The following is a 25138-nucleotide window of genomic DNA, read 5'->3' as shown; positions in this document are numbered from 1 at the left end:
GAGGACACTCGCGGCACCCTGACGTCGGACGCGCCGGGAAGCAGTCGGCCACCCCGCGATGCGCAACGGCCGCAGCGCGACCCACGTGCCCGGCCGCCCCCGCGCGCCGCGCCCGCGGTCAACCCGCCGCTTGGAGCCCCTGCATGATGGCGATCGGGTCCTGGTAGATCGCGTCCAGCGCGAGGTACGCCCCGCCGCGCGCAGGGGCGGTGAACCCGAGCTGCGAGGGGACCAGTTCGCACCCACCGGCGTTGGGAGCGATCACGGTCTCGTGGACGTGGTCCCGGATCGCGGGCACCAGGTAGTCGCCGAAGACGGCGAAGTGGCCGCCCAGTACCAGCAGTCGGGGGTTCAGGATGTCCACGAGCAGGGCGACGCCGCTGCGCAGCGCCTCGCCGAGGCGCTCGACCGCGGCGAGCGTGCGCGGGTCGCCGTCGTCGGCGCGCCGCCGCAGCTCGCGCAGGCGGCTGTCGAGGTCGGTGGCGGGGTCGTGCACCTCGTCGTCCGGATCGGCGGCGAGCCGCAGCAGCGCCGCCAGGCCGACGGCGGTCTCCCAGCAGCCCTGGCGCCCGCAGGGGCACGGCTGCTCCGGGTCCCCGAGCGGCAGATGGCCGACCTCGCCCGCGAACCCGGCGTTGCCGCGCAGGAGTTTGCCGCTGGCGATGATGCCCGCGCCGACGCCGGTGGTGCCGGTGAGGTAGACGAGGTCGCGCACGCCGGGGGTGGTGGCGGTGACGAACTCGGCGATGGCGCCGAGCTTGGCGTCGTTCTCCAGGTGGATCTCGGGCGCCGCGGAGCCCAGGCGGCGGCGCAGGCCGTCCACGGCGGAGACCTCGCGCCAGCCGATGTTGGAGGCGTAGCTGACCACGCCGGGCTCGGGGTCGATGACCCCGGGCGCGGCGAGGGTGACCCCGATGGTGCGGACCCCTTGCCTGCGCAGCTCCTCGACGGTCTCCGCGACGAGGCCCGCGACGGTGCTCAGCACCTCCTCGGGCGGCGTGTCGGCGACGTTCACGGACAGCCGGCGCTGGGCGACCACGTCGCCGGGCAGGTTCAGCGCGGTCACGCTCACGTAGTCGACGTTGACCTCGGCGCCGATGCCGCACAGCGAGCGGCCGTCCAGCTCCACCACGTGGCCGGGCCGCCCGATCGCGCCCTCGCGCTCGGCCTCGCCCTCGCGGACCAGGCCGCCCTCGACGAGTTCGGCGATGAGGTTGGTGACGGTCGCCTTGGGCAGCCCGGTGTCGGCGGCGATCCGTGCCCGGGAGCGGCCTCCCTCCCCGTGCAGGAGGTTGAGGATGAGGCTGAGGTTCGCGCGGCGCGTCGAGGAGCGGTCCTTGGCCCCGGGCGGCCCGGCCATGGCCAGGTCGCGCGGGTAGGACTCAGTCCGGTTGGTTGCCACGACTGTTGCTCCCCCTTCGATGACGGGCTGCCCGCTCCGCAGGAGGACTCTAGTAGCGTCGGCCCGGGGCTATTTCATTCCAACAATAGCCGAACTAATGCCCTCGCGGTGGTCACGGTACCGCTCGCGGATCCACCGCGCAGGTGCGGCCTCGTGGACCTCCACCTCGGCGCCGCCCCAGCGGGGCGGATCGGACTGCCCGCCGAGCATCCACGCCGCCTGGACCGCGGCGCCGTCGGCGACGTACTCGCCGGGCGGCGGGACCGCCACCGGGCGGCCGAGGATCGCCGGGGCGATCCGGCGCACGGCCTCGGACCTCGCGCCACCGCCCACCAGCAGCACCCGCTCGATCGGGACTCCCGCCGCCGTCAGGGCGTCCAGACCGTCGGCCAGTCCGCACAGCATGCCCTCGACGTACGCCCGCGCCAGGTGCGCCGGGCTCGCATTGGCCAGGCGGAGCCCGTGCAGCGAACCGGCGGCGTCGGGGAGGTTCGGTGTGCGCTCGCCCTCCAGGTAGGGGATCAGGGTCAGCCCGTCCGCGCCGGGCGGCGCCGAGAGCGCGAGTCGGGACACCTCCGCCAGGTTCACGTCCAGCGTCGACGCGGCCGCGTCCAGCACGCGGGCCGCGTTCAACGTGCAGACCAGCGGCAGGAACGCCCCGGCCGCGTCGGCGAAGCCGGCGATCGCACCGTCCGGATCGGCGGTCGGCGCGGCGCAGACCGCGAAGACGGTGCCGGAGGTCCCGATCGAGACCACCACGTCCCCGGGGCGGGCGCCCAGACCGAGGGCGGCCGCGGCGTTGTCACCCGCGCCGGGGCCGAGCAGCACGTCGCCGCGCAGCGCGGCGGCGGGTCCCGGCGACTGCGCGGGCCCCAGGACGCGCGGCAGGAGAGGCGTGCGCCCGAACGCGAGCGCCAGCAGGTCCTGGCGGTACTCCCCCGTGCGCGGCGACCAGTACCCGGTCCCGGACGCGTCGCTGCGGTCGGTGGTGAGGGCGTCCAAGCCGGCACCCGACCCAGCGCCCGACGCCACAGTCGCTCCAGCGCCTGCACCCGCAGCCGCGCGCGCCGCCGGGCCACCGCTCGGGCCGCTGCCGCCGAAGCCGCGCAGGCGCCAGGTGAGCCAGTCGTGCGGCAGGCAGACCGCCGTGACCCTGGCGGCGTGCTCCGGCTCGTGCTCGGCGAGCCAGCGCAGCTTGGTCACCGTGAAGGACGCCACGGGCACGCTGCCGACCGCCTCGGCCCAGACCTTCGGCCCGAGTTCGCGGACCAGCTCGTCCGCCGCCCCGGCGGAGCGGGTGTCGTTCCACAGCAGCGCGGGCCGCACCACTGTGCCGTCGGTGTCCAGGGACACCATGCCGTGCTGCTGCCCGGCGACCGAGAGCGCGGCGACGTCGTCGAGGCCGCCCGCCGCCTCGGCGGCGCGGCCCAAGGCCGTCCACCAGGCCTCCGGGTCCACCTCGGTGCCGGGCGGATGCGGGGCGGAGCCCTGGCGCACCAGGGCTCCGGTCTCCGCGTCGCGGATCACGACCTTGCAGGACTGCGTCGAGGAGTCGACGCCGGCGACCAGGGTCACCGCGCGCCCAGCACGTGCTCGACGGCCAGCTGGTTCAGCCGCACGAAGCCCGCGCCGCGCTCGGCGGCCGCGTCGACGTCGAAGTCCTCGAACGCCGAACGGTCCGCCAGCAGGTCCGCGTAGGACTCGCCCGGGGCCACGGTGGGCCGCGCCAGCTCGCCGACCCGTGCCGCTGCGAGCGCCTCGGCGACCTCGGGGTCGGCGCGGAAGGCGGCAGCGCGCTCCTTGAGCAGCAGGTAGGTGCGCATGTTCGCCGACGCCGACTCCCACACGCCGGTGAAGTCCTCGGTGCGGGCGGGCTTGTAGTCGAAGTGGCGGGGGCCGTCGTAGGCCGGGACGCCGCCCGCGCCGTTCTCCAGGAGGTCCACCAGGAAGAAGGCGTTCAGCAGGTCGCCGTGGCCGAACACCAGGTCCTGGTCGAACTTGGCGCCGCGCTGGCCGTTGAGGTCGATGTGGAACAGCTTGCCGTGCCACAGGGCCTGCGCGATGCCGTGCACGAAGTTGAGCCCGGCCATCTGCTCGTGCCCGACCTCCGGGTTCAGGCCGACCATGTCGGCGTGCTCCAGGGTGCCGATGAACGCCAGGGCGTGACCGATCGTCGGCAGCAGGATGTCGCCGCGCGGCTCGTTCGGCTTGGGCTCGATCGCGAAGCGGATGTCGTAGCCGCGGTCCTGCACGTAGGAGGCGAGCAGGTCCAGGCCCTCGCGGTAGCGGTCCAGGGCGGAGCGGACGTCCTTGGCGGCGTCGGACTCCGCGCCCTCACGGCCGCCCCAGAACACGTAGGTGTGCGCGCCCAGCTCGGCGGCCAGGTCCAGGTTGCGCATCACCTTGCGCAGCGCGAAGCGGCGGACGTCGCGGTCGTTGGCGGTGAACGCGCCGTCCTTGAAGACGGGGTGGGTGAACAGGTTCGTGGTCACCATCGGGACCTGCAGCCCGGTCTCGTCCAGCGCCTTGCGGAACCGGGCGATGTGCTGGTCGCGGGCGGCCTCGTCGGAGCCGAACGGGATCAGGTCGTCGTCGTGGAAGGTCACGCCGTACGCGCCGCGCTCGGCCAGCCCGTGCACGGCGTCCACCGGGTCCAGCGCGGGACGGGTCGCGTCGCCGAACGGGTCGCGGGCCTGCCAGCCCACGGTCCACAGACCGAAGGTGAACTTGTCCGCCGGGGTGGGCGAGGGAACGGAAGCAGCCATGGCGGACTCCTCAGCCGAAGGGAGCGAAGGTATTTGTATTGCCAATGAACTTATGGAGCGGATATGGCATTGTCAAGGCATGACCTCGGTATCCGCACGCGTCCCGGCCCGCCAGCAGTCCATCCGGGCGTCGAACCTCGCGCTGGCCTACCGCCTGGTCCTCGACGCCCCGACCCCCGTCAGCCGGGCGGCGCTCGCCGCCGCGACCGGCATGACCCGGGCCACCGCCGGCGCGCTCGCCGACGCGCTGCTGGCGGCCGGGCTGGTGGAGGAGGTCGCGCCGCCGCCCGCGAGCACCGCCGGGCGCCCGGCCACGGGTCTGGTCCCGGCGTCCGCCGGCTGGGTGGGCCTGGGCCTCGAGGTCAACGTCGACCACCTCGCGGCCTGTGTGGTGGACCTGACCGGGGCCGTGCGCCACGAGGTCACCCTCGACGGGGACCAGCGCGGACGGAAGCCGGGCCCCGTCCTGGCCGACCTCGCCGAGCTGGCGAACCGGGTCACCGAGGACCTCGCGGCGCCCTCCTCCCCCGAGGCGGGGCCCGGCACCGGGCTGCGGATCGCGGGAGCGGCGGTGGCCGTGCCGGGGCTGGTGCGCGCGAACGGCGGCCGGGTGCTCCGCGCGCCCAACCTGGGCTGGCAGGACGTGGACGTCCTCGCGGAACTGACGCCGCGTCTGCCCGAGACGCCCGCCCTGGCGGCCGTCGGCAACGAGGCGGACTACGCGGCCCTCGCGGAGCTGGCCGCCGACCGCGGGCTGCGGGACTTCCTGTACGTGTCGGGCGAGATCGGCGTCGGCGCCGGGATCGTCTTCGACCGGCGCCTGTTCACCGGCTCGCGCGGCTGGGCCGGGGAGATCGGGCACGTGACCGTGGAGCCCGGCGGCGACGCGTGCCGCTGCGGGGCGCGCGGATGCCTGGAGACCGTCGCGGGGCTCGACGCGCTGCGCGCCCCGGCCCCGGACGCGGCCTCGCGGGCCGGACGGGGCCTCGGCCGCGCGATCGCGGCCGCGGTGAACCTCTACGACCTGGACACGGTCGTCCTCGGCGGCGCCTACGCACAGCGGGCGGACCTGGAGGAGTTCGTCCGGGCCGCCCTCACCGAGCACGTGGTGTCGGCGCGTTGGGCGCCCGTCGCGGTCCGCCGCTCGCGCCTCGGCGGGACCGCCGCGGCGGTCGGGGCGGCGACGTCGGTGGTCCACCGCATCCACGCCGACCCGGCCGCCTGGGAGGCGCGCGACTGACGGCCCTTCGGCGCGTTCCTGCATGAACACGACCGGAGCGAGGAAGGATCCACCGCAGCCCCGACCGTCGTCACGAGCACGGAGACTCGCCATGGACCGCTCCTCCCCGCAGATCGACGCCGTCCGCCGCTTCTACGACGCCCGCGGCGACCTCGAGGTCATCCGCTCCGTCGTGGCCGAGGACGCCCAGTGGGACATCGCTGAGGGCTTCCCCCGGGGCGGCGTCTACGAGGGCCTGGACCGCATCGTGGGCGAGTTCTTCGGGTTCCTCGCCGACTTCGAGCAGTTCGCCTGCCTCGGCGACGAGTTCTACGAGGACGGCGACCATGTGGTCGTGCTCGGCCGCTACGTCGGCGTCACCACCAAGGGCGCGGCGGTGACCTCGCGGTTCGCCCACTTCTTCACCCTGCGGGACGGCCGGATCACCCGGCTGCGGCAGACCTCCGACACCGTCCCGATCGCCCGCGCGCTCGACGCCTGACGCCCCGACGCCGTCGGGCCCCTCGTACGGGCCCGACAGCGGGGTGGCGACCGCGGGGTGGCGACCGCGGGGTGACAGCGGGGTGACAGCGGTGCGGTGACGGCGGTTCAGCCGTCGAGGGCCGCCGTGACCAGGTCCCTGGCCTCCTGCTGGACCTGGCCCAGATGGTCCGCGCCGAGGAAGGACTCGGCGTAGATCTTGTAGACGTCCTCGGTGCCCGAGGGCCGGGCGGCGAACCAGGCGTTGGCGGTGGTGACCTTGATGCCGCCGATGGGCGCCCCGTTGCCCGGGGCCTCGGTGAGGACGGCGGAGATCTTCTCGCCCGCCAGGGTGTCGGCGGTGACCTGGGCCGGTGAGAGCTTGGCGAGCAGCGCCTTCTGCTCGCGCGAGGCCGGGGCGTCGACGCGGGCGTAGGCGGGCGCGCCGAAGCGCTCGGTCAGGGCCGCGTAGCGCTCCGAGGGCGTCGCGCCGGTGACGGCCGTGATCTCGGAGGCGAGCAGGGCCAGCAGGATGCCGTCCTTGTCGGTGGTCCACACCGAGCCGTCGCGGCGCAGGAAGGACGCGCCGGCCGACTCCTCACCGCCGAACCCGAGCGAGCCGTCGACCAGCCCGTCGACGAACCACTTGAATCCCACCGGCACCTCGACCAGTTCGCGGCCGAGGTCGGCGGCGACGCGGTCGATCATCCCGGAGGAGACCAGGGTCTTGCCGACGCCCGCCCGCGCGGGCCACTGCGGGCGGTGGCTGTAGAGGTACTCGATGGCGGCGGCCAGGTAGTGGTTGGGGTTCATCAGCCCGGCGTCCGGGGTGACGACACCGTGCCGGTCGGCGTCGGCGTCGTTGCCCGTCGCGATCGCGTACCGGTCGCGCTGCGCGATCAGGGACGCCATCGCGTACGGGGACGAGCAGTCCATGCGGATCTTGCCGTCCCAGTCGAGCGTCATGAAGCGCCAGGTGGGGTCGGTGAGCGGGTTGACGACCGTGAGGTCGAGCTTGTGCTGTTCGGCGATGCGACCCCAGTACGCGACCGAGGCCCCGCCGAGCGGGTCCGCGCCGATGCGCACCCCGGCCGCGCGGACCGCGTCCAGGTCGAGGGCGGCGGGCAGGTCGGCGACGTAGGCGCCGAGGAAGTCGTACCGGCCGGTGCCGCGGGCGGTCAGCGCCCGCGCGAAGGGTACCCGCCGCACCTCCGCCAGGCCCGCGGCGATGATCTCGTTGGCGCGGTCCTGGATCCACGAGGTGGCCTCGGAGCCGGCCGGGCCGCCGCTCGGCGGGTTGTACTTGAACCCGCCGTCGGCCGGCGGGTTGTGGGACGGGGTGACCACCACGCCGTCGGCGAGGCCACGGCTGCGCCCGCGGTTGTACGTCAGGACGGCGTGCGAGACGGCCGGGGTCGGCGTGTAGCCGTCGGCGCTGTCGACGAGCACGGTCACATCGTTGGCCGCGAACACCTCCAGCGCGGTGACGCGGGCGGGTTCGGACAGGGCGTGGGTGTCGGCCCCGAGGAACAGCGGCCCGTCGGTGCCCTGGGCCTTGCGGTACTCGCAGATGGCCTGGCTGGTGGCGGCGATGTGGTCCTCGTTGAACGCGGTCGCCAGCGACGAGCCGCGGTGCCCCGAGGTGCCGAAGGCCACCCGCTGCGCGGGATCGGCCGGATCGGGGTGGAGCGCGTAATACGCCGTCACCAGGCGGGCGACGTCGACGAGGTCGTCGGGACGGGCCGGTTGGCCGGCACGTTCGTTCGGCATGCCATCACTCCTGATGGACGTCGTGATCCGTCACGCCACGGTAGCGCAGCGTGCGGGCCGTGCCCGGGACCTCGCCGGTGACCTCGGCCACGCCCCTCCACGACTCCCTCCGCGACCTCCTTTGCCGACAGCGACCGTGCACCGCCGGCGGGACACCGCCTCAGCGGTCGGGTCAGGAGGCCGGAGCGGTGATCTCGCGCTTGAGGATCTTGCCGCTGGGGCCCATCGGCAGCGCGTCCATCACCCACACGTGGCGGGGGTACTTGTAGGCGGCCACCCGCTCCTTGGTGAACTCGACGAGCTCCTCCGGGGTGGCTCCGGCGCCCGGACGCAGCACGACGGCCGCGGCGACCTCCTCGCCCAGGCGCTCGTCGGGCGTGCCGACGACCGCGACCAGGGCGACGGCGGGGTGCTCGTACAGCACCTCCTCGATCTCGCGGGGGTACACGTTGTAGCCGCCCCGGATGATCAGGTCCTTCTTGCGGTCGACGATGTAGAGGTAGCCGTCCTCGTCCTGACGGGCGAGATCCCCGGTGCGCAGCCAGCCGTCCGGGACGGTGGCCGCCGTCTCCTCGGGGCGGTTCCAGTAGCCCTTCATCAGGTTCGGTCCGCGGACGGCGAGTTCGCCGACCTCTCCCTGGGCGACCTGCTTGCCCTCCTCGTCGAGCAGCCGCACCTCGACATCGCGGACGGGGGTGCCGATCGAGCCGGGCTTGCGCGGTCGGTCGGGGTGGTTGAACGTCACCACGGGGCTGGTCTCGGACATGCCGAAGCCCTCGAGGATCATGCAGCCGAACCGCCGCTCGAACCCGTGCAGCACCTCCACCGGCAGGGAGGCCCCGCCGGAGATGCACATCCGCAGGGCCGCGACGTCGCCCTCGTCGAGATCCGGCTGCTCGAGCAGCGCGGCGTACATGGTGGGGACGCCCTGGAAGATGGTGGCGCGGTCCCGGGCGATGGTCTCGAGGACGGTCCGCGCGTCGAACCGGGGCACCAGCACCAGCGTGGCCCCGCCGCGCACTGCGGCGTTCATGCCGCAGGTCTGGCCGAAGATGTGGAACAGCGGCAGACAGCCCACCACGACGTCGTCGGAGGTCAGCCGCTCCAGGTTCGCGGCGACGGTCTCGGTGTTGTGCCGCAGTCCGTGGTGGGTGAGCGCGGCGCCCTTCGGGCGGCCGGTCGTGCCGGAGGTGTAGAGCAGCACCGCCACGTCGTCCCCGGCGGTGTCGGCGACCTCCTCGTGCGGCGCGTGCGCGGCCAACCGCGCGGTGAAGTCGGCCGGCTCGACGGAGACGTGCGGCACCCCCGCGGCCGCCGCTCCCTGGGCGCCCTCGCCGGGGGCGGCGTGCCACTCGAAGAGCAGCACGGCTCCGGAGTCGCGCAGGTGATAGTCCGTCTCACGGGTCTTGAGCAGCGGGTTCAGCGGCACCACGACGGCGCCGGTGCGCAGGATCCCGTAGTACAGCACGACGAACTCGGGCACGTTCGGCAGCATCAGGGCCACCCGGTCACCGGGTCGGACGCCCTCGGCGCGCAGCAGCGCGGCGGCGCGTGCGGTCAGCTCGTCCAGCTCCGCGTAGTCGATGGCCGCCGGGCCGAGCCGCAGCGCGGACCGCTCGGGCTGCCGTCGCGCGGTCTCCACCAGGAACTCCGCCAGATTGGACATGATGCCTCCTCGCATCCACCTGCACCCGCCTGCACCCACGGGCGCCCGCTCGGCTCCGCGCACGTCCGTGGTGATCGCATCGTGGTACCGGGTGATGCCGGGCGTCCATGGCGGTGCGCACAGCGCACGCCGCACACGCTTGTTCCCAGGAACAACCAGGGCCGCGTAAGCTCGGCGAATGGACCTGAGCGGAGTGGGAACGGCGCTGCACGCGCGCCTTCCCGACCTGAGCGCGCGGATGGCGGCGCGCATCCGCGCGGAGGTCGAGTCCTACCGGGACGAGACGCTCATCCCCTTCGCGTCGCTCCAGGAGTCCTGCCGGCGCAACGCCGACCTGCTGCTGGGGCACTTCGCCTTCGGCACACCACCGGACGACCACCCCGCGCGCGGGACCGGACGTCTGCGCGCCGAGCAGGGCGTGCCGCTCTCGGAGACGCTGCACGCCTACCGCGTGGGCTTCGAGTTCATCTGGTCGGAGATGGTCGAGGAGGCCGGCGGCCACCCCGAGGTCACCGACGCCGACCTGGTGGCGGGATCGTCCGAGATCTGGGCCCTGTTCGGCCGGTACGCGGAGGCGGTGGCCGCCTCCCACCGGGCGAGCAGCGCGGAACTGGTCCTGCAGCGCGAATCGCGGCGTTCGGCGCTGCTGGAGGCCCTGCTGACCGGCGCGATCGGGGGCAGCACGACACTGTGGGAGGCGGCCCGGCAGCTCGGCCTGCCCGAGCGGGGTCCGTACGCGGTGGCAGCCGCGCACGTGCCCGATCCGGGAGCGGAGCCGCTGCCGGGCATCGAGGCCGCGTTGCGGGAGGCCCACCTGCCGTCCGCCTGGCGGCTGCTGCCCGACCAGCAGATCGGTCTGGTCTCCCTCGCCGCGCCGGACGCCGAGACGGTCTGCTTCCGGGCCCTGCGCGCCCGTCGCGCCGCCCGCGTCGGCGTCAGCCCCGCGTTCGACTCGCTGCGCGACACCCCACAGGCGCTGCACTTCGCCCGGCTGGCGCTGGCCGGGCTTCCCGCCGAGGGGGCCGGGGTCGTCCGCTTCGACGACAACCCCCTCGCCATGGTGGTCGTCGCGGCCCCCGCCGAGTCGGCCCGCCTGGTACGGCTGGTCCTGGGCCCCGTGCTCGCTCTGCCCCCGCTGGACCGAAGGCGCCTGGTGGAGACCCTGGAGCACTGGTTCGCCGCGGGCGGAGTCGCCGCCGAGGCGGCACAGCGGCTCTTCGTCCACCCCAACACCGTGCGCTACCGCCTGCGCCGGATCGAGGAGTTGACGGGCCGTTCACTCTCCGACCCGGCTGCGGTCACCGACCTCGGCGCCGCGCTGCAGGCCCACCGCCTTCAGCCCGGCTGAGGCAGGGCGACTCGTCAGCCGGCCGTCTTGACGAGCGGCGCGTCGCGCGACAGCTCCCGGAAGCCGAGGCCGTAGTAGAGCCCGCGCCTCGGGATGCCCCGGCGCGGCCAGGCACACGACGGTGGCGTGCGTGGCCCCCGCCGCCCGCGCCAGGCGCATCCCGTGCAGCATCATCGCGCGGGCCAGCCCGCGCCGCCGGTAGTCCCTCCAGCTGCCGGGCGGCAGGGCGACGGGTGCCTGCGCCGGTACGCCCCCGCCGTTGGGTACTCGGCACCCAGATCAGTTCCGGCGCACACGGATGCCGCACTCGTCCCACACGGTGGTGGCGTCGGCAAGCACAGCGTGGACAGCTGTCACGCCGCCAGTATCTCCTGATCACAGCCCTCGCAGATGTCGGGCGGGCATCGGGCGGCCCGGGAACCGAACCGATCATGATCCTGTCCACGCTGACGTGGGTGACTTCATGTTCATGGCTCTGCTGTCCTCGCCGCTCGCGGCTCCTGCGGTGTTCCTGACCGCGGCGGCCGCGCTGCTCGTTCGTTGGGCGCGTGGCCGGAGGCGGCGCAGGCGGCCGCCCGGTGCCATGACGTGGGCGCTGGTCGCGGTGATGGCCGCCGCAGCCGTGTACGGCGCCTACGGATGGGGTCTCCTCGCAGGCAACACCTGGCAGGAGCCGGACGAGCTCTGCGCCATGCACGGTGTTCCGACGAGCGCCATCGTGACCCGGGAGACCCTCCCGGTCAGCGTCAGGTGCGTCGCCTCCGACGGGCACGCCGCCGAACTCGTGCCCTCCTGGGTGAACCCCACGATCTACGCCGGCCTCGCCGTCCTCGCGGTCGCGATCCTGCTGGGCGCACGCAGTTGGGCAAAGGACCGTGAAACCCGGCGCAGTCTGCCCGTACCTGACGAGGGAGCCACGAAGTGCTGACACCGCCCGCATCTGCGGCGGCGTTGGACAAGTGCAATGGGAGATGTGCGGGATGCGGCTGTTCTCGGGGCCCTGGGGCGATCTTCGTGTGTTCACGGACGAGCCTCTTCCTTCGTCGGCGATTGGCATCGCCGAGGTTCCCGCGCGGTTCGGCGCCAATTTCAGGCCAGCGCTTCTGCGCCACTTCCTGCACCTGCGGCTGGGACGGCCGGCCGATCCCTACGTAGCGGTGTGGCCCGACGAGGTGGTCCTTCCTGATCTGACCGAGGAGGTGGCGGAACCGGCGGACGATCTGAGGGGCGTGGTGCTCGCCGAGCTCATGCGGCACAAGTGCTTTGTGTGCAACGCGAGGTTCGAGGTGGTCCGCCCTGAGGTGGGAATCCCCGTCCTGGGGCGCAATCTTGCTCAACATCGGATCGTCAGCGGGTGCCCTTCGTGCGGCAGCGACTCCGGAACGTCCCGGATCCACGGCCTCGCCCTGTCGCCGTTGCCCTGACGGGTGCCCCAGTCGGCGTCCTCGGAGTTCAGCCGTCCCTCCGGAGGAACCGCCCCCATCCCGGACAGGCCGTTCACCAGCGCTGGTTGGCGGGTGCTGGGTGGCGACAGAGGTCGACCCCCGAAGGAGACACCTCAGCCGGTGGCGCCTACGGCGCGTCTCCATCCTGCTGATCCGACCTCGCGTTCAGCCCGCCAGGCCGTTGGCGGAGGGGGTCGGGCGCGGGGAGCGGCGGCGGGGCAGGGCGCGCCAGAGGCGGCCGCAGGCGATCGCCCCGCCGACCAGCAGGACGTAGGTCAGCGGCGTGTACGCCCCGCCGACGTGGGTGGCCTGACCCTGGTGCAGGGAGAACGTCAGCGGGCTCTGGAGCCAGGTGACGCCGCCCCAGGTGTAGTTGCCGTCGGCGTGCGTACCGGTAGCAGTGAGGGCCTGCTCGTAGGCGTTGGCCGCCTCGCTCAGGAAGAAGTTGAGGACCAGCGGGGTGGTCAGCGCGAAGAGCGCGGCAGCCAACCACGAGTGCCGCGGGCCCTCGCCGAACTCGGCGTCCCGGTACTGCGCGGCCAGCTCTCGGGCGCTGCCGACGCGGCGCAGCGCCTCGCCGACGCCGACCTCCGCGGCGGCCGTCAGCAGGTTGGCGCGGACCTCGCGCCGGTGGGCGATCCGGGTGCGGCTCGGCAGGTCGTAGAGGCGCTGGTCGAGCGACCAGACCACCCACTCGACGCGCAGCCGGTCGTACCAGGAGACGGTGTTCGGCATGTCAGGAGCCCTTCTGCGGTGCGGCGGACAGGGGACGGGACAGGACGGCGTCGACCCCGGCGACGTGCCGGGACCAGCCGGCGGCGCCGGCGGCCAGGGCCTCGTAGCCGGCCTCGGTGAGCCGGTAGTACTTACGCGCGGGTCCGCTGGAGGAGGCGACCAGCCGGGTGGCCAGCCGCCCCTCGCGTTCGAGCCGGGCCAGGGCGGGATAGACCGTGCCCTCCAGGACGTCGGCGAAGCCGGCGGCCTGCAGGCGCTGGGCCACCTCGTACCCGTAGGACTCCTGTTCGGCGAGCAGGTGCAGCAGCAGGAGCGACAGGACGCCCTTGAGCAGTTGGGGGTCATGGCTGGAGGTCACAGGATCAAGACTGTCTCAGGTACTAGGCAGTGTCAAGTACCAGCGAATGCCAGGGACTGGCTTGGACAGGCTCCGCGGCTCCCCGGCGTGCCCCGCCCCGCCGGTTGATGTCTGCTGGTCGTAGGGGGCACCTCGACGCGGAAGGAGGATCACCGCCATGGCCGTCGTGATGACGATGCGCTGGACCGGCGTCACCCCCGAGCAGTACGACTCGGTGCGGAACGCGGTCGGCTGGGAGGAGGACACGCCCGCTGGCGCGTTCCTGCACGTCGCCTCGTTCGAGGGCGGCGCGTTGTACGTGACCGACGTGTGGGAGTCGGAGGCGCACTTCGAGCGCTTCTTCGCCGACCGGCTCGCCGCCGCGGTCAAGGAGGCGGGCATCGAAGGGCAACCGGAGACCGGCTTCCGGCCGCTCCACCGCCGCTTCGTGGCCCAGGGTGTGACGGGCGGGGCGAGCTGAACGAACCCGCCACGACGCACCGCACGGGCGCCCCGGCCGTGATGCTCGGCCGGGGCGCTCGGGATCGGACGGGGTGGGGCTGGGGACTCAGGACCCCTCCGCGTAGTGCATCGCCCCCTGCCAGTCGATGGCCACGACCGGCTCGTCGCCGATCACCCAGGCGTCGTGGCCGGAGGGGAGCATGGTGATGTCGCCCGCCTTCGCGTCGAACTCCGTGCCGTCGGCCATGTGGATGCGGATCGTCCCGGACAGGTGGTACTGGAAGTGCGGCGCCTCGCACCACTCCGTGCCGGCCAGGGGCTTGACGTCCTGGGACCAGCGCCAGCCCGGCTCCAGCGTCATGCGGCCGATCGCTCCGCCGGCGGCGTTGATGATCTCCACGCGGCCGTGCGGGAAGGTGCGCACCTCGTCGGGGGTGGAGAAGTTCAACCGCTCCGCCATCGCGGCCGCGGCCCCGGCAGACATCCCCTTCTCCTGGGATTCCTCGTCCCAGGCCTGGAGGACGGACTGCGTGGTGACGAGCCCGTCGCGCAGGTCCAGCATCGAGGTGGACATCACCCTCGTGCCGTCCGGATACCGGCACTCCTCCAGGTAGGCCGCATGGCTGCCGTCGGCGGAGACGACGACCTGCCCCAGGTGGTGTTCCATCTCCCGGCTGCACACGTCGTCGAGGAACTCCCCGATGGCGGCGTTGCCGGCGATCTCCATCGGGTGGCTCGGCTGGTCCCGGTGGTCCACGATGGTCATGCGCGCGTCCGTGGCGTACAGGCCCCGCAAGGCCGAGGCGTCGCGGCCCTCGATGCCGCGGCGCAACATTTCGACATCGAACATCGGTCTGCTCTGCGTCGTGCTCATTTCGTCGCCGCCTCTGTGCTGTTCTCAGCCTTCTGCCTACGACGCTCCTCCTGTGCGAGGGCCGCCGCAACCAGGGTCGAGACCGGCCGGAGAAGGAAGGGAAGGCACATGGACGGGCAACCCGTGGATCCCACCGCGCCGAGTGTCCCGAGCGGGCACTACGGGACCGACCTCTTCTCCCCCGACGAGACCGGGGAGGACGAGCGCATCGACTACGGCGCCCTCGCCTACGACGCGACCAGCCGGGCCCGGCTGACCGCCCTGGGCGTCGGCCCGGGGTGGCGCTGCCTCGACGTCGGCGCCGGGACCGGGACGATCAGCCGCTGGCTGGCCGAGGAGGTCGGCGTCGACGAGGTGCTGGCCCTGGACCGCGACCCGCGCTTCGTGGGCGCCCGCCCGGGCGGACGGTTGCGCACCATGACCGCGGACCTGACCGACCCGGCGCTGACGGCCGACCCGGCGCTCGCGCCGGGCCGGTTCGACCTGGTCCACTGCCGCTTCGTGCTGATGCACCTGCGCCGTCACGCGGACGCGCTGGCCCGCCTGGCCGACTGGGTCGCACCCGGGGGCTGGCTCGTCGTCAGCGACGCCGTCGACCTGACCACGCCGGGCTCGCCGCAGGTCGCTTACCGGCGGACCATGGCGGCGATGTGGCAGGTGCTGCACGACCGGATCGGCACCGACATCACCTGGGTGACCCGGTACCCGCACCTGCTGCACGAGTTGGGCCTGCGCGAGGTCGGCGCGGAGGTCGTCGTGCCGCCGCTGACGGTCGACGCGCCCGTCACCGCCTTCTGGGCGGGCACCTGGCGCAGCATGCGCGACGCCCTGGAGACCGCGCTGGAGCCGGGCGAGCTCGACCGGGCACTGGGCTACCTCGCCTCTCCCGCGCTGGCCGACCTCTCCCCCGGCATGATCACCGCCTGGGGCCGGCGCCCTCGCGGGTGACCGCCGGCCCGCGCGACGCGGGCACGGCGCCGGAGGCCGGGGCCGCACCGGAGTGCAGCGCCGTCGCGAGCCGGTGCCCGGCCCAACGGCGGAGCGTGCGCAACGCCGGAAGCGCCTCCAGGCCGTGGTGGACGTGGTAGCCGAGGACGGGCGGCAGGTGCGGCAGCAGCGGCGAGTGCCGCTGGCCGAGGACGGCGAAGAGACGCTGCGGCGACAGCCCCGCGTACCGGGCGAAGTCCTCGAACCACCGGGCGCTGTAGTGGGCCGCGGCCTGGGCGCGGCGCAGCTCCTGCTTGCGCCGCAGCTCGTAGGCGCCGAGCGCGCCGGCCAGGTCGGCGCCCCGGTCGGCTGCGTCGGCCAGCGCCGAGGCGAGGGCGGCGGCGTCCTGGAGGGCGAGCCTGGTGCCCGCGCCGATCGAGTAGTGGGTGGTGTGCGCGGCGTCGCCGAGCAGGACCATGTTGCGCGCGTGCCAGGAGGTGTTGGTGATGGTGCGGAAGGTCTTCCACAGCCCGGCGCCGGTGTCCTCCTCGGCTCGGCACTGCAGCCGGTGTCCGCACAGCGGTTCGGCGAAGCAGCGCTCCAGCAGCCGCAGCGTGTCCTCGCGGTCGAGCGTCTCGAGCTTCAGCGCCCGCCAGGCCGCCTCGGAGCACTCGACGATGAAGGTGCTGAGGCCGTCGCTGAACGGATACGCGTAGCACCACAGCCACCCGCCGGTCCCGGTCGGGTGGAAGGCGAAGGTGAAACTCTCGAACACGCGGTCCGTGCCCAGCCACAGGTAGCGATTGCGGCCCTCGGTGATGCGGGTCCCGAACTTCGGCTGCTGGCTCTGGCGCAGGCGGCTGCCGGCTCCCTCCGCGACGACGATGAGGTCGGCCCCGGGCAGCTGGGCGGACCGGTTGATCTCCTGACCGCGGACCATGCCCACGCCGAGCTCCTGGGCCCGCGCGCCGAGGATGTCCAGCAGCGTGCGGCGGGCGATGCTGTAGCCCTCGTCGCCGCTGCGTGCGACCTGTTCACCCCCGACATGGCAGACGCCGCCACGCCAGCGGACCGAGTGCTCGGCGATGGCTCTCGCCGACTCCGGGTCGCAGACCCGCAGATCGTCGAGGAAGTCGGCCCAGAAGGTCACCCCCCACCCGACGTCCGCGTCCGCCGGGAGCCGCTCGTGGACGGTGACCTCGTCCTCCGGCCGCCGCAGCTTCGTCAGGATCGAGAAGTAAAGCCCCGCCGGGCCGCCGCCGACACAGGCGATCTGCACTGGTGCTCCTCAAGGCTCTTGCTACGTAGGGAAACGGTGTGACTCCACAGCGTAGCCAGTCGAGGTCGGCGTGCGCGGACGCCGCGGACGTGGCGCGGCCCCGCAGGCGGCGCGAGGAGTCCGGCGGTACGTTGGATTCCGGGCGGGAGACGACCGTTGTGGAGGTCGGGATGGACGTGGGATCGGTCGAGTACGTGGTCATCGCGTTCCCGGGCAACCGGTTCAGCGGCGAGATCATGCCGGAACTCAGGAAGCTGGTGGCCGACGGCATCGTCCGGGTCATCGATCTGAGCTTCATCAAGAAGGACTCCGACGGAGCCGTCCAGTACCTGGAGCTCTCCGCCCTGGAGCCGGACGAGGCGTCGATCTTCGACGACCTCGAGGGCGAGATCGACGGCCTGCTCAGCCAGGAGGACCTGGCCATCATCGCCGACGCGCTCGAACCGGACTGCTCCGCCGCCCTGTTGGTGTGGGAGAACACCTGGGCGGCGGGGATCACCAGCGCCATCCGGCGCGCCGGGGGTCAGCTCGTGGCCCGTGAGCGCGTGCCCGCTCCCATCGTCGCCGAGGTGCTGAACGCGGCTGCCTAGCAGCGTGACGCCTTGGCGGACCGAGGAGGAACCATGATCGGACGTCCGCTCGCCCGTGCCTCACGGCCGGGTCTGATCCGTACCGCGGGCCGGACGGCCGTCGTCGCCGGCACCGCGACCGCCGTGTCCGGCCGGGTCGCCCGGCGGCAGCAGGAGCGTGCCGAGGCCGCCGAGGCCCAGGCCGCGCCGCCGCCCGCACCGGCACCGGCCGCACCGGCACCCGCGCCGGCCTCCGGCGGCGGCCCCGGTGACACGATCGAGGCGCTGGAGCGCCTCGCCGCGCTGCGCCAGCAAGGCCTGCTCGACGACGCCGAGTTCGCCGCCGCCAAGGCCAAGCTGCTGGGCGCCTGAACCGGCACGGGCACCCGTCATGTCCAGTTACTCGGCCCCCGCGCCGCCCTCGGAGAAAGACCCCGGCGACCTGCTCGGCGAGATCGGCGTCTCCTGGGTCTGGTGGCTCGTCAGCGGCGTCGTCACCCTGGTCGCCGGCGTCATCCTGCTGGCCTGGCCGCATGCGACGGTGCGCGTGGTCGCCATCGTCATCGGTATCCAGCTGCTGGTGTACGGCGCGATCCGCTTCGTCCGCGCCTTCGGGCAGCGCGACCCCACCGACAGCAGCCGCGCGCTCCAGGTGCTGGTCGCCCTGCTGGCCGTGCTGGCCGGCGTGCTGGTGCTGCGGCACCAGCTGGAGACGGTGGGGGCGCTGACGATCCTCGTCGGCGTGTACTGGCTGATCGCGGGCATCGTCACCGTCTACGTGGCCGTCGACCGCCCGATCCCGCACCGGGGTTGGATCTTCGGCCTCGGCGCGCTCGGCGTGGCCGCCGGGGTGGTGCTGCTCAGCTCGCCGGTGCAGAGCGCCGTCGTGCTGACCCGCCTGCTGGGCGTCTGGCTGATCCTGATGGGGCTGCTCGACGCGCTGCTCGCGATCGTGGTCCGGATGTCCCGGCGACGCGCCGCGCCGCCGCCTCGCGCCGCCTGACGGCGCTTCAGTCCGGCTCCGATCCGTTCTTCGATCCGCCCCTCGCGCCGCCCCGCGGCCCGCCTTTCGATCCGTCCTTCGCCCCGCGCTTCGCCTTGCGGTTCGCCCGCCGGTCCGACCGGCGGGCGCGTCGGCGCGCCAGGTCCTCGCGCGCCGTCTGCCAGCGCTCCCGCGTCTGGTCGACCACGGTGGCCCACTCCCTGCGGATCTCGTCGTCCGGCGGGGCCTCACCGCGGCGGATCCGGCCGAGCTCGTCGCTGACCTCCCGGCCCACGGCCTCGGAGCCGACGAGCGTCAGCATCGCCCCGAACAACGCGGCGATGAGGGCGAAGACCGCGCCCAGCGGCCCGTACCTGGTCGCGTAGGAGCTGAACAGGCGCGGCAGGTAGACCGCGGAGCCCACGGCGTACAGCGCGGACAGCAGGCCCCCGATCACCCCGAAGGGGATCATGTCCCGCCAGGGGCGGCGCCGGGCGGTGAGCAGCCATCCGCTCCAGACCAGGAAGGCCGCGGCCAGCGGGACCTCGCAGACGGTCGCCAGCACCTGCACCCGCCCGCCGCTCAGCACCGCGTGGATCCAGCCCGAGACCAGGGCGAAGACGACGAGCCCCAGGAGCCACCGCAGTCCGTTCAGCGTGTTCCGCACGCTCAGCGGCGGCAGTTCCCAGGTCTGCTCGAAGAGCCGCTGAGCCGCGCGGGCGAAGCTCAGGGCCGAGATCACGAGGAACAGCGAGCCCAGGACGCCGAGGCTGCTGTCCGCCCCGGTCTCGAGGGAGAACAGGGCCCTGACCGCGTCGGCCCCTCCCCCGGTCAGGCCGTAACGCGTGATGATGCTTCCCGCGACGTCCTGCCTGCCGAGCCTGCCGAGGATCGATCCGACCAGCAGCGCCATCGGGATCAGGGCCGTGAACGCGCTGGAGGCCAGCGCGATGGCCCGGTCGAAACCCACGATCCGCTGGAAGCGGCTGACGACACGAAGGGCGAAAGCAGGGCGGAACCAGAAGGTCAGCGTCCTCACCAGACGCGTGCGTCGCACCGTCGCCGTTCCACCCTCCGTGCTCCCCCTCCGTGCTCCCCCGACCTTCCTCGCGAGCCTAGTCCGAGGCCGCTCGGCGTCCCCGACGGCACGCCGCGACCGGCGTGAACCGGAGCGCCGGACTCAAGCCGGCTGTCACTCGTCGGTGGTCGATCCGAGCGCCAGGTCCGTACCGAGTCGGGTCGGTGCATGGTGGACCGTCTGCCCCTTGCGGACCGTGGCGAGCAGCCCGGACTCGCGCAGGACCGAAGCGTGTCGCGAGGCGGCCGCAGCGGAGACCCCGAGTGTCGCCGCGAGCTGCCCGGTGGTCAGGGCCGGCGTCCTGACCACGGCGACCAGCGCCGCCGCCCTGGTCGCGCCCAGCAGCGACACCAGGGCCTGGGACGGGGCGTGGAGCTCCGGGTCGCGCATGACGGCGCCGACCGAGGCCGGGTAGATGACGGTCACCGAGTCCGCCCGCGGATCGAAGGAGATACGGCTGGCCAACGCCGTGGGCTGGAAGACCAGAGGACGCCCTTCGAGTGACTCCTCCGCGTCGACGACGGTGTTCAGGCACAGCCTGCGACCGTCCCAGCGGATCGACGGATGCAAGGAGTTCAGCATGTCCCCGGTACCGCCGAGGGCGGCGCGGACGTCCGCCGTGGCGGACGCGGTGGCAACGGCAGAGGTGATCCTGCGGCGGTAGGGGTCCAGGCCCACGACGCGGAAGCCGGCGACGATGCGGTCCAGCGCGCCCACCGCGTCCGGGCGCCCGTCGGCGAGTGCGCGGGTGAAGGCGGTCAACGCCCGGGACCGGGCCAGGTCCCGCAGATGAGCGGTGGCCGGCGCCCACTCGGGATCGCCCCCCGTCGCAGCCACCGGGTCGGGCTGGTCGGAGAACGGTGGGATGTAGACGCTCGCATACAGGTCGAACAGCCCGCTGAGGTTCGGGTTCCAGCCGCGGGCGACCTCCGACCGCCACCCTGCGAGCCTTCGGCTGGGCGCCCGACCGGCCAGCTGATCCCCGCCCTGCGACAGTTCCTGCCCGAAGTCGGGGGCGTCGGCGACCCGTAGCCGCTCGAGATCGAGCGTGGACAGACTGAGCCGTATCACGTTGGCATCCCCCCCGGTGCCGACTTTTGCGTGTTCACGCAAAGCCTAGCCGCAGGGGCACCGGCCGTCGATCGTCGAACCGGACCGGCGCTAGAGACTCTGTGTCTGGTCCCGCAGGTAGGAGAGGACGGACGGCCAGCCGTGGTCGTCGAGGACGCGGCGCAGGCGCATGGCGCCGTTGCCCTCGTGGAGGACGCGGTCCGCGACGGTGCGGACGTAGCGGAGGTCGCCGGCCTGGCGCAGGGCGGGTTCGAGGTGGTCGAGGACGTCGCGGACGACTTTCGCCGCGGGGCGGGGCCGCAGGTCCCGGGGGTCGTGGACCTCGCCGGTGAGGCCGTGCCGGGCGGAGTACCAGACGGCGGCGTCGAGGGTCTCGGGCGACGGGGCGGGGGTGGGCAGTCCCGCCTCCGCCTCGGCGAGCACGGTCATGATCACGGCGCGGATCACGCCCGCCAGCAGCACCGTCTCGTCGGCCCTCATCTGCACGTCGCAGGCCCGCACCTCCAGGGTCGGGTACTTGGCCGAGGCCCGGACCAGCCAGTACAGCTGTCCGATGTCGGCCACCATGCCGCGGTCGACCAGGTCCTGGGACCGGCGGCGGTAGTCCTCGGCGTCCTCGAAGCGCGGCGGGACCCCGCTCACCGGCCAGCGGTGGCTGACCAGGTAACGCCAGCTGGCGAATCCGGTGTCGGCGCCGCGCCACAGCGGCGAACTGGCCGACAGCGCCACCAGGAACGGCAGCCAGGGACGCACCCGGTTCAGGGCGTCCACCCGGGCCTCGTCGTCGCAGATCTCGACGTGGACGTGCAGACCGTTGATGAGCTGCTCGTCCGTCAGCAGCTGCGCCTCCTCGTGCATCCGCTGGTAACGCGGGTTGTCGGTGATCGGCACCGGCCACACGATGTCGGCGAACGGGGAGGCCGCGCAGGCGGCCAGCACGCACCCCTCCCCCGTCGCCACCTCGGAGAGGGTGTGCCGCAGCCGCAGCAGATGCCCGCCCAGTTCCGGCAGGGTCTCACAGACGGGCGTGGCGGTCTCCAACTGCGCGAGCAGCAACTCGTGCTGCACCTCGTCCAGGCCCAGCGCCAGGTGCAGCTGGGAGCGGCTGCGCACCTGCGAGGCGCGCGCGAGCAGCCCGCCGTTGACCGGGTCGAGCAGCAGGAACTCCTCCTCCACCCCCAATCGCGGCGCCCGGCCGGCCTCGGGGAGCACAGCGTCGTCGTAGCGGCTCACACTGCTCATCATCGCCGGACCGCCGCGGGTCCGGCCAGGCGTCACCTGGGTCATTCCCGGCCGCCCAACGTGCCGCCCGCATCGCCGTCCGGCGTGGCGGGCCCGTTGCGAGGACCACTCGAGCATGCCTGTGGCGCCATCCGGTCCTCCCGATCGCCGCTCGTGGCGGCCGGTGGTGAAGGGGTTGCCTGGCTCGAAGCTAGCTCCCGCGCGGCCCGTTCCGGATCACCCGTCGTGGGTGACCGGCGGCCCGGCCGGGTTCACCCGGTGCAGGTGATCCGCCCGGGGGACGGCGCCCGTACGGTCGCACTGGGCTCGGCCTCGTCGCGCGGGCCCGCTACGCGATCGCTCCGCCCCGGGGAAGGAGTCCGGAAGATGTGTCGATGGCTTGCCTACTACGGCTCGCCGATCCTGCTCGAGGAGCTGCTCTACAAACCCGAGCACTCGCTGATCGACCAGAGCAGGCACGCGCGCATGGGTGTGGAGACCCTCAACGGCGACGGCGTCGGGGTGGGCTGGTTCCCCGAGGTGACCCCCGCGACGCGGTCGTTCCCGGGCTCGGCGCCCTCGGACGGCGTGGTCACCCCAGCACTGTTCCGCTCGACCGGACCGGCCTGGGGGGACATGAACCTGAAGGACCTCGCCGGTCACGTCCGTTCGCCGCTGTTCTTCGCCCACATCCGCGCCTCGACGGGTACGCCGGTGCAGCAGACCAACGTGCACCCGTTCCGGCACGGGCGCTGGATGTGGATGCACAACGGCGCGATCGCCCGGTTCTCCGAGCTCAAGCGCGACCTGCTGCTGACGGTCGAGCCGGCGCTGCTGCCGGACATCCAGGGCTCCACCGACTCGGAGCTGATGTTCTATCTGGCGCTCACCTTCGGCCTCGAGGACGACCCGTTCACGGCGGTCGCCCGCATGATCCACCTGGTCGAGGTGACCGCTGGGAAGCACGGCGTCGACAACCCGCTGCAGATGACCGTGGCGACCAGCGACGGCGTGCGGATCTGGGTGTTCCGCTATTCGACCGAGGCCCGGTCGCGCAGCCTCTTCTTCAGCACCTCCCCCGAGACCCTGGCCCGGTTGCACCCGGAGGTCCCGGTCTTCACCCACCTCTCGCCGGAGACCCGGGTGGTGGTCTCCGAGCCGCTCGGCGACCTCGAAGGCGCCTGGAACGCGGTCCCCGAGACCAGCTGCGGCGTCATCCAGCCGGGCGAGGACGAGCTGCTGTCGCTGGAGCCCTTCCTGGCCGCCGCACGCAGCTGAGCGCTCCGCAGCGGCGCGACGCGCCGGGCGTCCGGCGGGGTGTCCGGCGGGCCGATCGCGAGGCGCGGCCCCACCATGGAACCGAAAGAGCTGGTTCCGATTTGGCCGGAACCGGACCACCCACGTCGGACGAGGTCGAGGCCCCATGCCCGTGCAGCGCGTCGGCCTGGTCGTCCATCAGGGCCGCACCGCCTCCGTGGACGCGGCGCGCGCCGTGCACGCCTGGTGCGACGCGCGAGGCATCCCCTGCACCGAGATCGACGTCTGGTCGCCGGACCAGCAGCGCCGCTCGGCCCGCGAGGAGGCCCGCGCAGCCGGGGATCCCGACCTGGTGGTCACCCTCGGCGGCGACGGCACGTTCCTGCGCGGCGCCCGGATCGCGGTGAAGACCGGGGCCAGCGTCCTGGGCGTGGACCTGGGCAAGGTCGGCTTCCTCACCGAGGTCCCCGTCGGCGACGTGCCGGAGGCGCTCGACGCCGTGCACACCGACCGGGCCGTGGTGGAGGAGCGCATGACGCTGACCATGCGGGCCTCCCGGCCGCCGGAGATCCCGGCGGAGATGGAGTCCTTCCTCTGCTTCGGGCGCGGGCCGGCCCTCCCGCCGCCGCAGGTGCGGCCGGAGAGCACCGAGGGCAACGGCTGGGGTGTGGCCCTGGACGTCAACGCCCTCAACGACGTCGTCGTGGAGAAGCTCGCCCGCGACCGCCAGGTCAGCGCCGGCGTCTACGTCTCCGGCCGGCTGCTGGCCGCCTACTCGGCCGACGCGCTGGTGATCGCCACACCCACCGGCTCGACCGCCTACTCCTTCGCGGCCGGAGGGCCGGTGCTCTCCCCGCACATGGACGCGGTCGTGTTCACCCCGATCGCCGCCCACATGACCTTCAACCGCACGGTCGTGGCGGCCCCCGACGAACCGGTCGCGCTGCGCATGCTGCCGCACTCGGGCCGCGCGGCGGTCAGCATCGACGGGCAGTTGCGCGGGGTGCTCGATCCGGGTGACTGGATCGGCGTCTACCGGGCCCCGCAGCGCGTGCGACTGATCCGCCTGCACCCGACCGACTTCTACGGCCGGCTGCGGGACCGGTTCCGGCTGACCGACGCGCCCGCGACCGCGGCGGACGGGGAGACCGCGCCGTCGTTCTTCCGCCCGGACTCCCCCGTGCCCCCGGACCTGGCCGGCCTGCGGCTGCCCCCGCCCACCGCCGCCCGCTGACCCCGAAGCCGCTGGGCGCCAGTTGCACCGGGGCGGCTACCCCACGCGCTCGCGCCAGTCGGCCGGAACCCGTCCGGCCGGGCCCGGGACGGGCTGGTCCGCGGGGTGGTGCTCGGGCGCGGCCAGCTGCGGACCGGACTCGTAGAACTCCTCGGTGTCGTAGTTCCAGAACCAGCTCTCGCCCGGTTCGAAGCTGCGGATCACCGGATGGCCGGTCGCCTTGGCGTGCGCGGTGGCGTGCTTGGCGGGCGAGTCGTCGCAGCAGCCGACGTGGCCGCAGCGGGCGCAGCGGCGCAGGTGCAGCCACCAGCCGCCGGCCGCGTCGCACTCGACGCAGCCGGTCCCGCTCGGCGGCACGGTGGGGTCGATCGGGTTCTCGGTGGTCATCAGGACTCCAGCAGGGTGTCGGGATCCGGCTTGTCGGGGGACGGCTTGTCGGGATCTGCGGGGTCGATCGGCAGGCGGACCTGGAAGCGGGTGTCGCCGGGCACGGACGTCAGGCGCAGGTCGCCGCCGTGCCGGGTGACGACGATGCGCCAGGAGATGTCCAGACCGAGCCCCGTGCCCTCGCCGACCGGCTTGGTGGTGAAGAACGGGTCGAAGACGCGGCTCTGCGCCTCGGCGGGCACGCCGGGGCCGGTGTCGCGGAACTCGACGAGCACCTGGTCCCCGTCCCTGGCGGTCCGCACGGTGAGGGTGCCGGCGCCGTCTCCGCTGCCGTGCATGGCGTAGGCGGCGTTGTCGATGAGGTTCGTCCAGACCTGGTTCAGCTCGGCGGGGTAGCCGGGGATACCGGGCAGTGTGCGGTCGTAGTCGCGGACCACGGCGATGTCCGGGCCGATCTTCGCGGCGAGCAGCAGCAGCGTGCTGTCCAGCAGCTCGTGCACGTCGACGGTCTGGTAGGGGGCCCGGTCCAGCTGCGTGTACTGCTTCGCCGCGCCCACGAGCGCGGAGATGCGGCGGGCGGCGTCCTCGATCTCGCCCAGCAGCAGGTCCGCCTCGACGGTACAGCCGAGC

General features: G+C 73.4%; 26 protein-coding genes. 12 read left to right on the top strand and 14 right to left on the bottom strand.

Going from position 1 to position 25138, the window contains the following annotated elements; all coding sequences use genetic code 11:
• Window positions 1-118: 118 nt before the first annotated feature.
• The 3 genes from TR49_RS06995 to xylA form a co-directional block, all read right to left on the bottom strand.
• The gene (locus TR49_RS06995; protein WP_201776155.1) at window positions 119-1402 is read right to left on the bottom strand and encodes an ROK family protein; all 1284 of its coding nucleotides are present in this window, start codon (window positions 1400-1402) and stop codon (window positions 119-121) included.
• Between the two features lie 69 nt (window positions 1403-1471).
• Window positions 1472-2977, bottom strand: coding sequence for a xylulokinase (locus tag TR49_RS06990; RefSeq protein ID WP_042378293.1), 1506 nt, complete (start codon window positions 2975-2977; stop codon window positions 1472-1474).
• A complete protein-coding gene (gene xylA, locus TR49_RS06985; protein WP_042378291.1) occupies window positions 2974-4167 on the bottom strand; it encodes a xylose isomerase in 1194 nt (397 codons plus the stop codon). Before xylA ends, TR49_RS06990 begins: the two co-directional genes overlap by 4 nt.
• 79 nt (window positions 4168-4246) lie before the next feature.
• Here xylA and TR49_RS06980 point away from each other — a divergent pair, with 79 nt between their 5' ends.
• Both TR49_RS06980 and TR49_RS06975 read left to right on the top strand, forming a co-directional pair.
• Window positions 4247-5407, top strand: a complete 1161-nt coding sequence (locus tag TR49_RS06980) for an ROK family protein (RefSeq protein WP_052434068.1) — start codon at window positions 4247-4249, stop codon at window positions 5405-5407.
• A gap of 91 nt (window positions 5408-5498) precedes the next feature.
• A complete protein-coding gene (locus TR49_RS06975; protein ID WP_042378287.1) occupies window positions 5499-5888 on the top strand; it encodes a nuclear transport factor 2 family protein in 390 nt (129 codons plus the stop codon).
• A 107-nt stretch (window positions 5889-5995) separates the two neighbouring features.
• Here the strand turns inward: TR49_RS06975 and pgm are convergent, their stop codons facing one another.
• The gene (gene pgm, locus TR49_RS06970) at window positions 5996-7636 is read right to left on the bottom strand and encodes a phosphoglucomutase (alpha-D-glucose-1,6-bisphosphate-dependent) (RefSeq protein WP_042378285.1); all 1641 of its coding nucleotides are present in this window, start codon (window positions 7634-7636) and stop codon (window positions 5996-5998) included.
• A gap of 172 nt (window positions 7637-7808) precedes the next feature.
• A complete protein-coding gene (locus tag TR49_RS06965; protein WP_042378283.1) occupies window positions 7809-9302 on the bottom strand; it encodes a long-chain-fatty-acid--CoA ligase in 1494 nt (497 codons plus the stop codon).
• A 178-nt stretch (window positions 9303-9480) separates the two neighbouring features.
• Here TR49_RS06965 and TR49_RS06960 point away from each other — a divergent pair, with 178 nt between their 5' ends.
• The 3 genes from TR49_RS06960 (at window position 9481) to TR49_RS06950 (ending at window position 12074) form a co-directional block, all read left to right on the top strand.
• A complete protein-coding gene (locus TR49_RS06960) occupies window positions 9481-10650 on the top strand; it encodes a PucR family transcriptional regulator (protein ID WP_236653251.1) in 1170 nt (389 codons plus the stop codon).
• Between the two features lie 463 nt (window positions 10651-11113).
• Entirely contained in the window at window positions 11114-11578 is a 465-nt protein-coding gene (locus TR49_RS06955) for a hypothetical protein (protein WP_152627107.1), read from the top strand.
• A gap of 52 nt (window positions 11579-11630) precedes the next feature.
• On the top strand, window positions 11631-12074 hold the full coding sequence (locus TR49_RS06950) for a hypothetical protein (RefSeq protein ID WP_152627106.1): 444 nt from the start codon (window positions 11631-11633) through the stop codon (window positions 12072-12074).
• Between the two features lie 186 nt (window positions 12075-12260).
• On the opposite strand, the gene TR49_RS06945 is transcribed toward TR49_RS06950, so the two are convergent.
• Entirely contained in the window at window positions 12261-12830 is a 570-nt protein-coding gene (locus TR49_RS06945; protein WP_042378280.1) for a hypothetical protein, read from the bottom strand.
• Window position 12831: 1 nt separating this feature from the next.
• Window positions 12832-13188 (bottom strand): PadR family transcriptional regulator, encoded by a 357-nt coding sequence (locus TR49_RS06940; RefSeq protein WP_152627105.1) that lies wholly within the window; start codon window positions 13186-13188, stop codon window positions 12832-12834.
• 157 nt (window positions 13189-13345) lie between these two features.
• Between TR49_RS06940 and TR49_RS06935 the strand changes: the two genes are divergently transcribed.
• A complete protein-coding gene (locus TR49_RS06935) occupies window positions 13346-13648 on the top strand; it encodes a hypothetical protein (RefSeq protein ID WP_042378278.1) in 303 nt (100 codons plus the stop codon).
• Between the two features lie 87 nt (window positions 13649-13735).
• Here the strand turns inward: TR49_RS06935 and TR49_RS46620 are convergent, their stop codons facing one another.
• Window positions 13736-14479, bottom strand: coding sequence for a cupin domain-containing protein (locus TR49_RS46620; RefSeq protein WP_369405294.1), 744 nt, complete (start codon window positions 14477-14479; stop codon window positions 13736-13738).
• Window positions 14480-14611: 132 nt separating this feature from the next.
• Between TR49_RS46620 and TR49_RS06925 the strand changes: the two genes are divergently transcribed.
• On the top strand, window positions 14612-15451 hold the full coding sequence (locus TR49_RS06925) for a class I SAM-dependent methyltransferase (protein ID WP_042378275.1): 840 nt from the start codon (window positions 14612-14614) through the stop codon (window positions 15449-15451).
• Here TR49_RS06925 and TR49_RS06920 read toward each other — a convergent pair.
• Window positions 15420-16709, bottom strand: coding sequence for an FAD-dependent monooxygenase (locus tag TR49_RS06920; RefSeq protein WP_042378273.1), 1290 nt, complete (start codon window positions 16707-16709; stop codon window positions 15420-15422). The genes TR49_RS06925 and TR49_RS06920 overlap by 32 nt on opposite strands.
• Before the next feature lie 170 nt (window positions 16710-16879).
• Between TR49_RS06920 and TR49_RS06915 the strand changes: the two genes are divergently transcribed.
• From TR49_RS06915 to TR49_RS06905, 3 genes are read left to right on the top strand one after another with little or no spacing between them, the layout of a single operon-like run.
• The gene (locus TR49_RS06915; protein ID WP_042378506.1) at window positions 16880-17299 is read left to right on the top strand and encodes a DUF6325 family protein; all 420 of its coding nucleotides are present in this window, start codon (window positions 16880-16882) and stop codon (window positions 17297-17299) included.
• A 33-nt stretch (window positions 17300-17332) separates the two neighbouring features.
• Window positions 17333-17650 carry an SHOCT domain-containing protein gene (locus tag TR49_RS06910; protein WP_042378271.1) on the top strand — a complete coding sequence of 106 codons (318 nt, stop codon included), beginning with the start codon at window positions 17333-17335 and terminating at the stop codon, window positions 17648-17650.
• Between the two features lie 19 nt (window positions 17651-17669).
• On the top strand, window positions 17670-18281 hold the full coding sequence (locus TR49_RS06905; RefSeq protein WP_042378270.1) for an HdeD family acid-resistance protein: 612 nt from the start codon (window positions 17670-17672) through the stop codon (window positions 18279-18281).
• A 7-nt stretch (window positions 18282-18288) separates the two neighbouring features.
• Here the strand turns inward: TR49_RS06905 and TR49_RS06900 are convergent, their stop codons facing one another.
• The 3 genes from TR49_RS06900 to TR49_RS06890 form a co-directional block, all read right to left on the bottom strand.
• Window positions 18289-19317: a YihY/virulence factor BrkB family protein gene (locus TR49_RS06900; RefSeq protein WP_236653250.1), complete on the bottom strand. Its 1029-nt coding sequence runs from the start codon at window positions 19315-19317 to the stop codon at window positions 18289-18291.
• A 135-nt stretch (window positions 19318-19452) separates the two neighbouring features.
• Complete coding sequence (locus TR49_RS06895) at window positions 19453-20409, bottom strand: helix-turn-helix domain-containing protein (protein ID WP_042378268.1); 957 nt, start codon at window positions 20407-20409, stop codon at window positions 19453-19455.
• Between the two features lie 90 nt (window positions 20410-20499).
• On the bottom strand, window positions 20500-21642 hold the full coding sequence (locus TR49_RS06890; protein WP_236653249.1) for a carboxylate-amine ligase: 1143 nt from the start codon (window positions 21640-21642) through the stop codon (window positions 20500-20502).
• 375 nt (window positions 21643-22017) lie between these two features.
• Here TR49_RS06890 and TR49_RS06885 point away from each other — a divergent pair, with 375 nt between their 5' ends.
• Both TR49_RS06885 and TR49_RS06880 read left to right on the top strand, forming a co-directional pair.
• Complete coding sequence (locus TR49_RS06885) at window positions 22018-22908, top strand: class II glutamine amidotransferase (protein ID WP_042378265.1); 891 nt, start codon at window positions 22018-22020, stop codon at window positions 22906-22908.
• Window positions 22909-23053: 145 nt separating this feature from the next.
• The gene (locus TR49_RS06880) at window positions 23054-24121 is read left to right on the top strand and encodes an NAD(+)/NADH kinase (RefSeq protein WP_042378264.1); all 1068 of its coding nucleotides are present in this window, start codon (window positions 23054-23056) and stop codon (window positions 24119-24121) included.
• A 36-nt stretch (window positions 24122-24157) separates the two neighbouring features.
• Here the strand turns inward: TR49_RS06880 and TR49_RS06875 are convergent, their stop codons facing one another.
• Both TR49_RS06875 and TR49_RS06870 read right to left on the bottom strand, forming a co-directional pair.
• Window positions 24158-24508, bottom strand: a complete 351-nt coding sequence (locus TR49_RS06875) for a UBP-type zinc finger domain-containing protein (protein WP_042378263.1) — start codon at window positions 24506-24508, stop codon at window positions 24158-24160.
• A partial coding sequence (locus TR49_RS06870) for a sensor histidine kinase (RefSeq protein WP_236653248.1) occupies window positions 24508-25138 on the bottom strand: 631 nt, incomplete at its 5' end. The genes TR49_RS06875 and TR49_RS06870, both read right to left, overlap by 1 nt.

The organism is Streptacidiphilus melanogenes, from assembly GCF_000787835.1.
Taxonomy (GTDB): Bacteria; Actinomycetota; Actinomycetes; order Streptomycetales; family Streptomycetaceae; genus Streptacidiphilus; species Streptacidiphilus melanogenes.
This window is presented reverse-complemented; position numbering and strand designations above follow the sequence as displayed.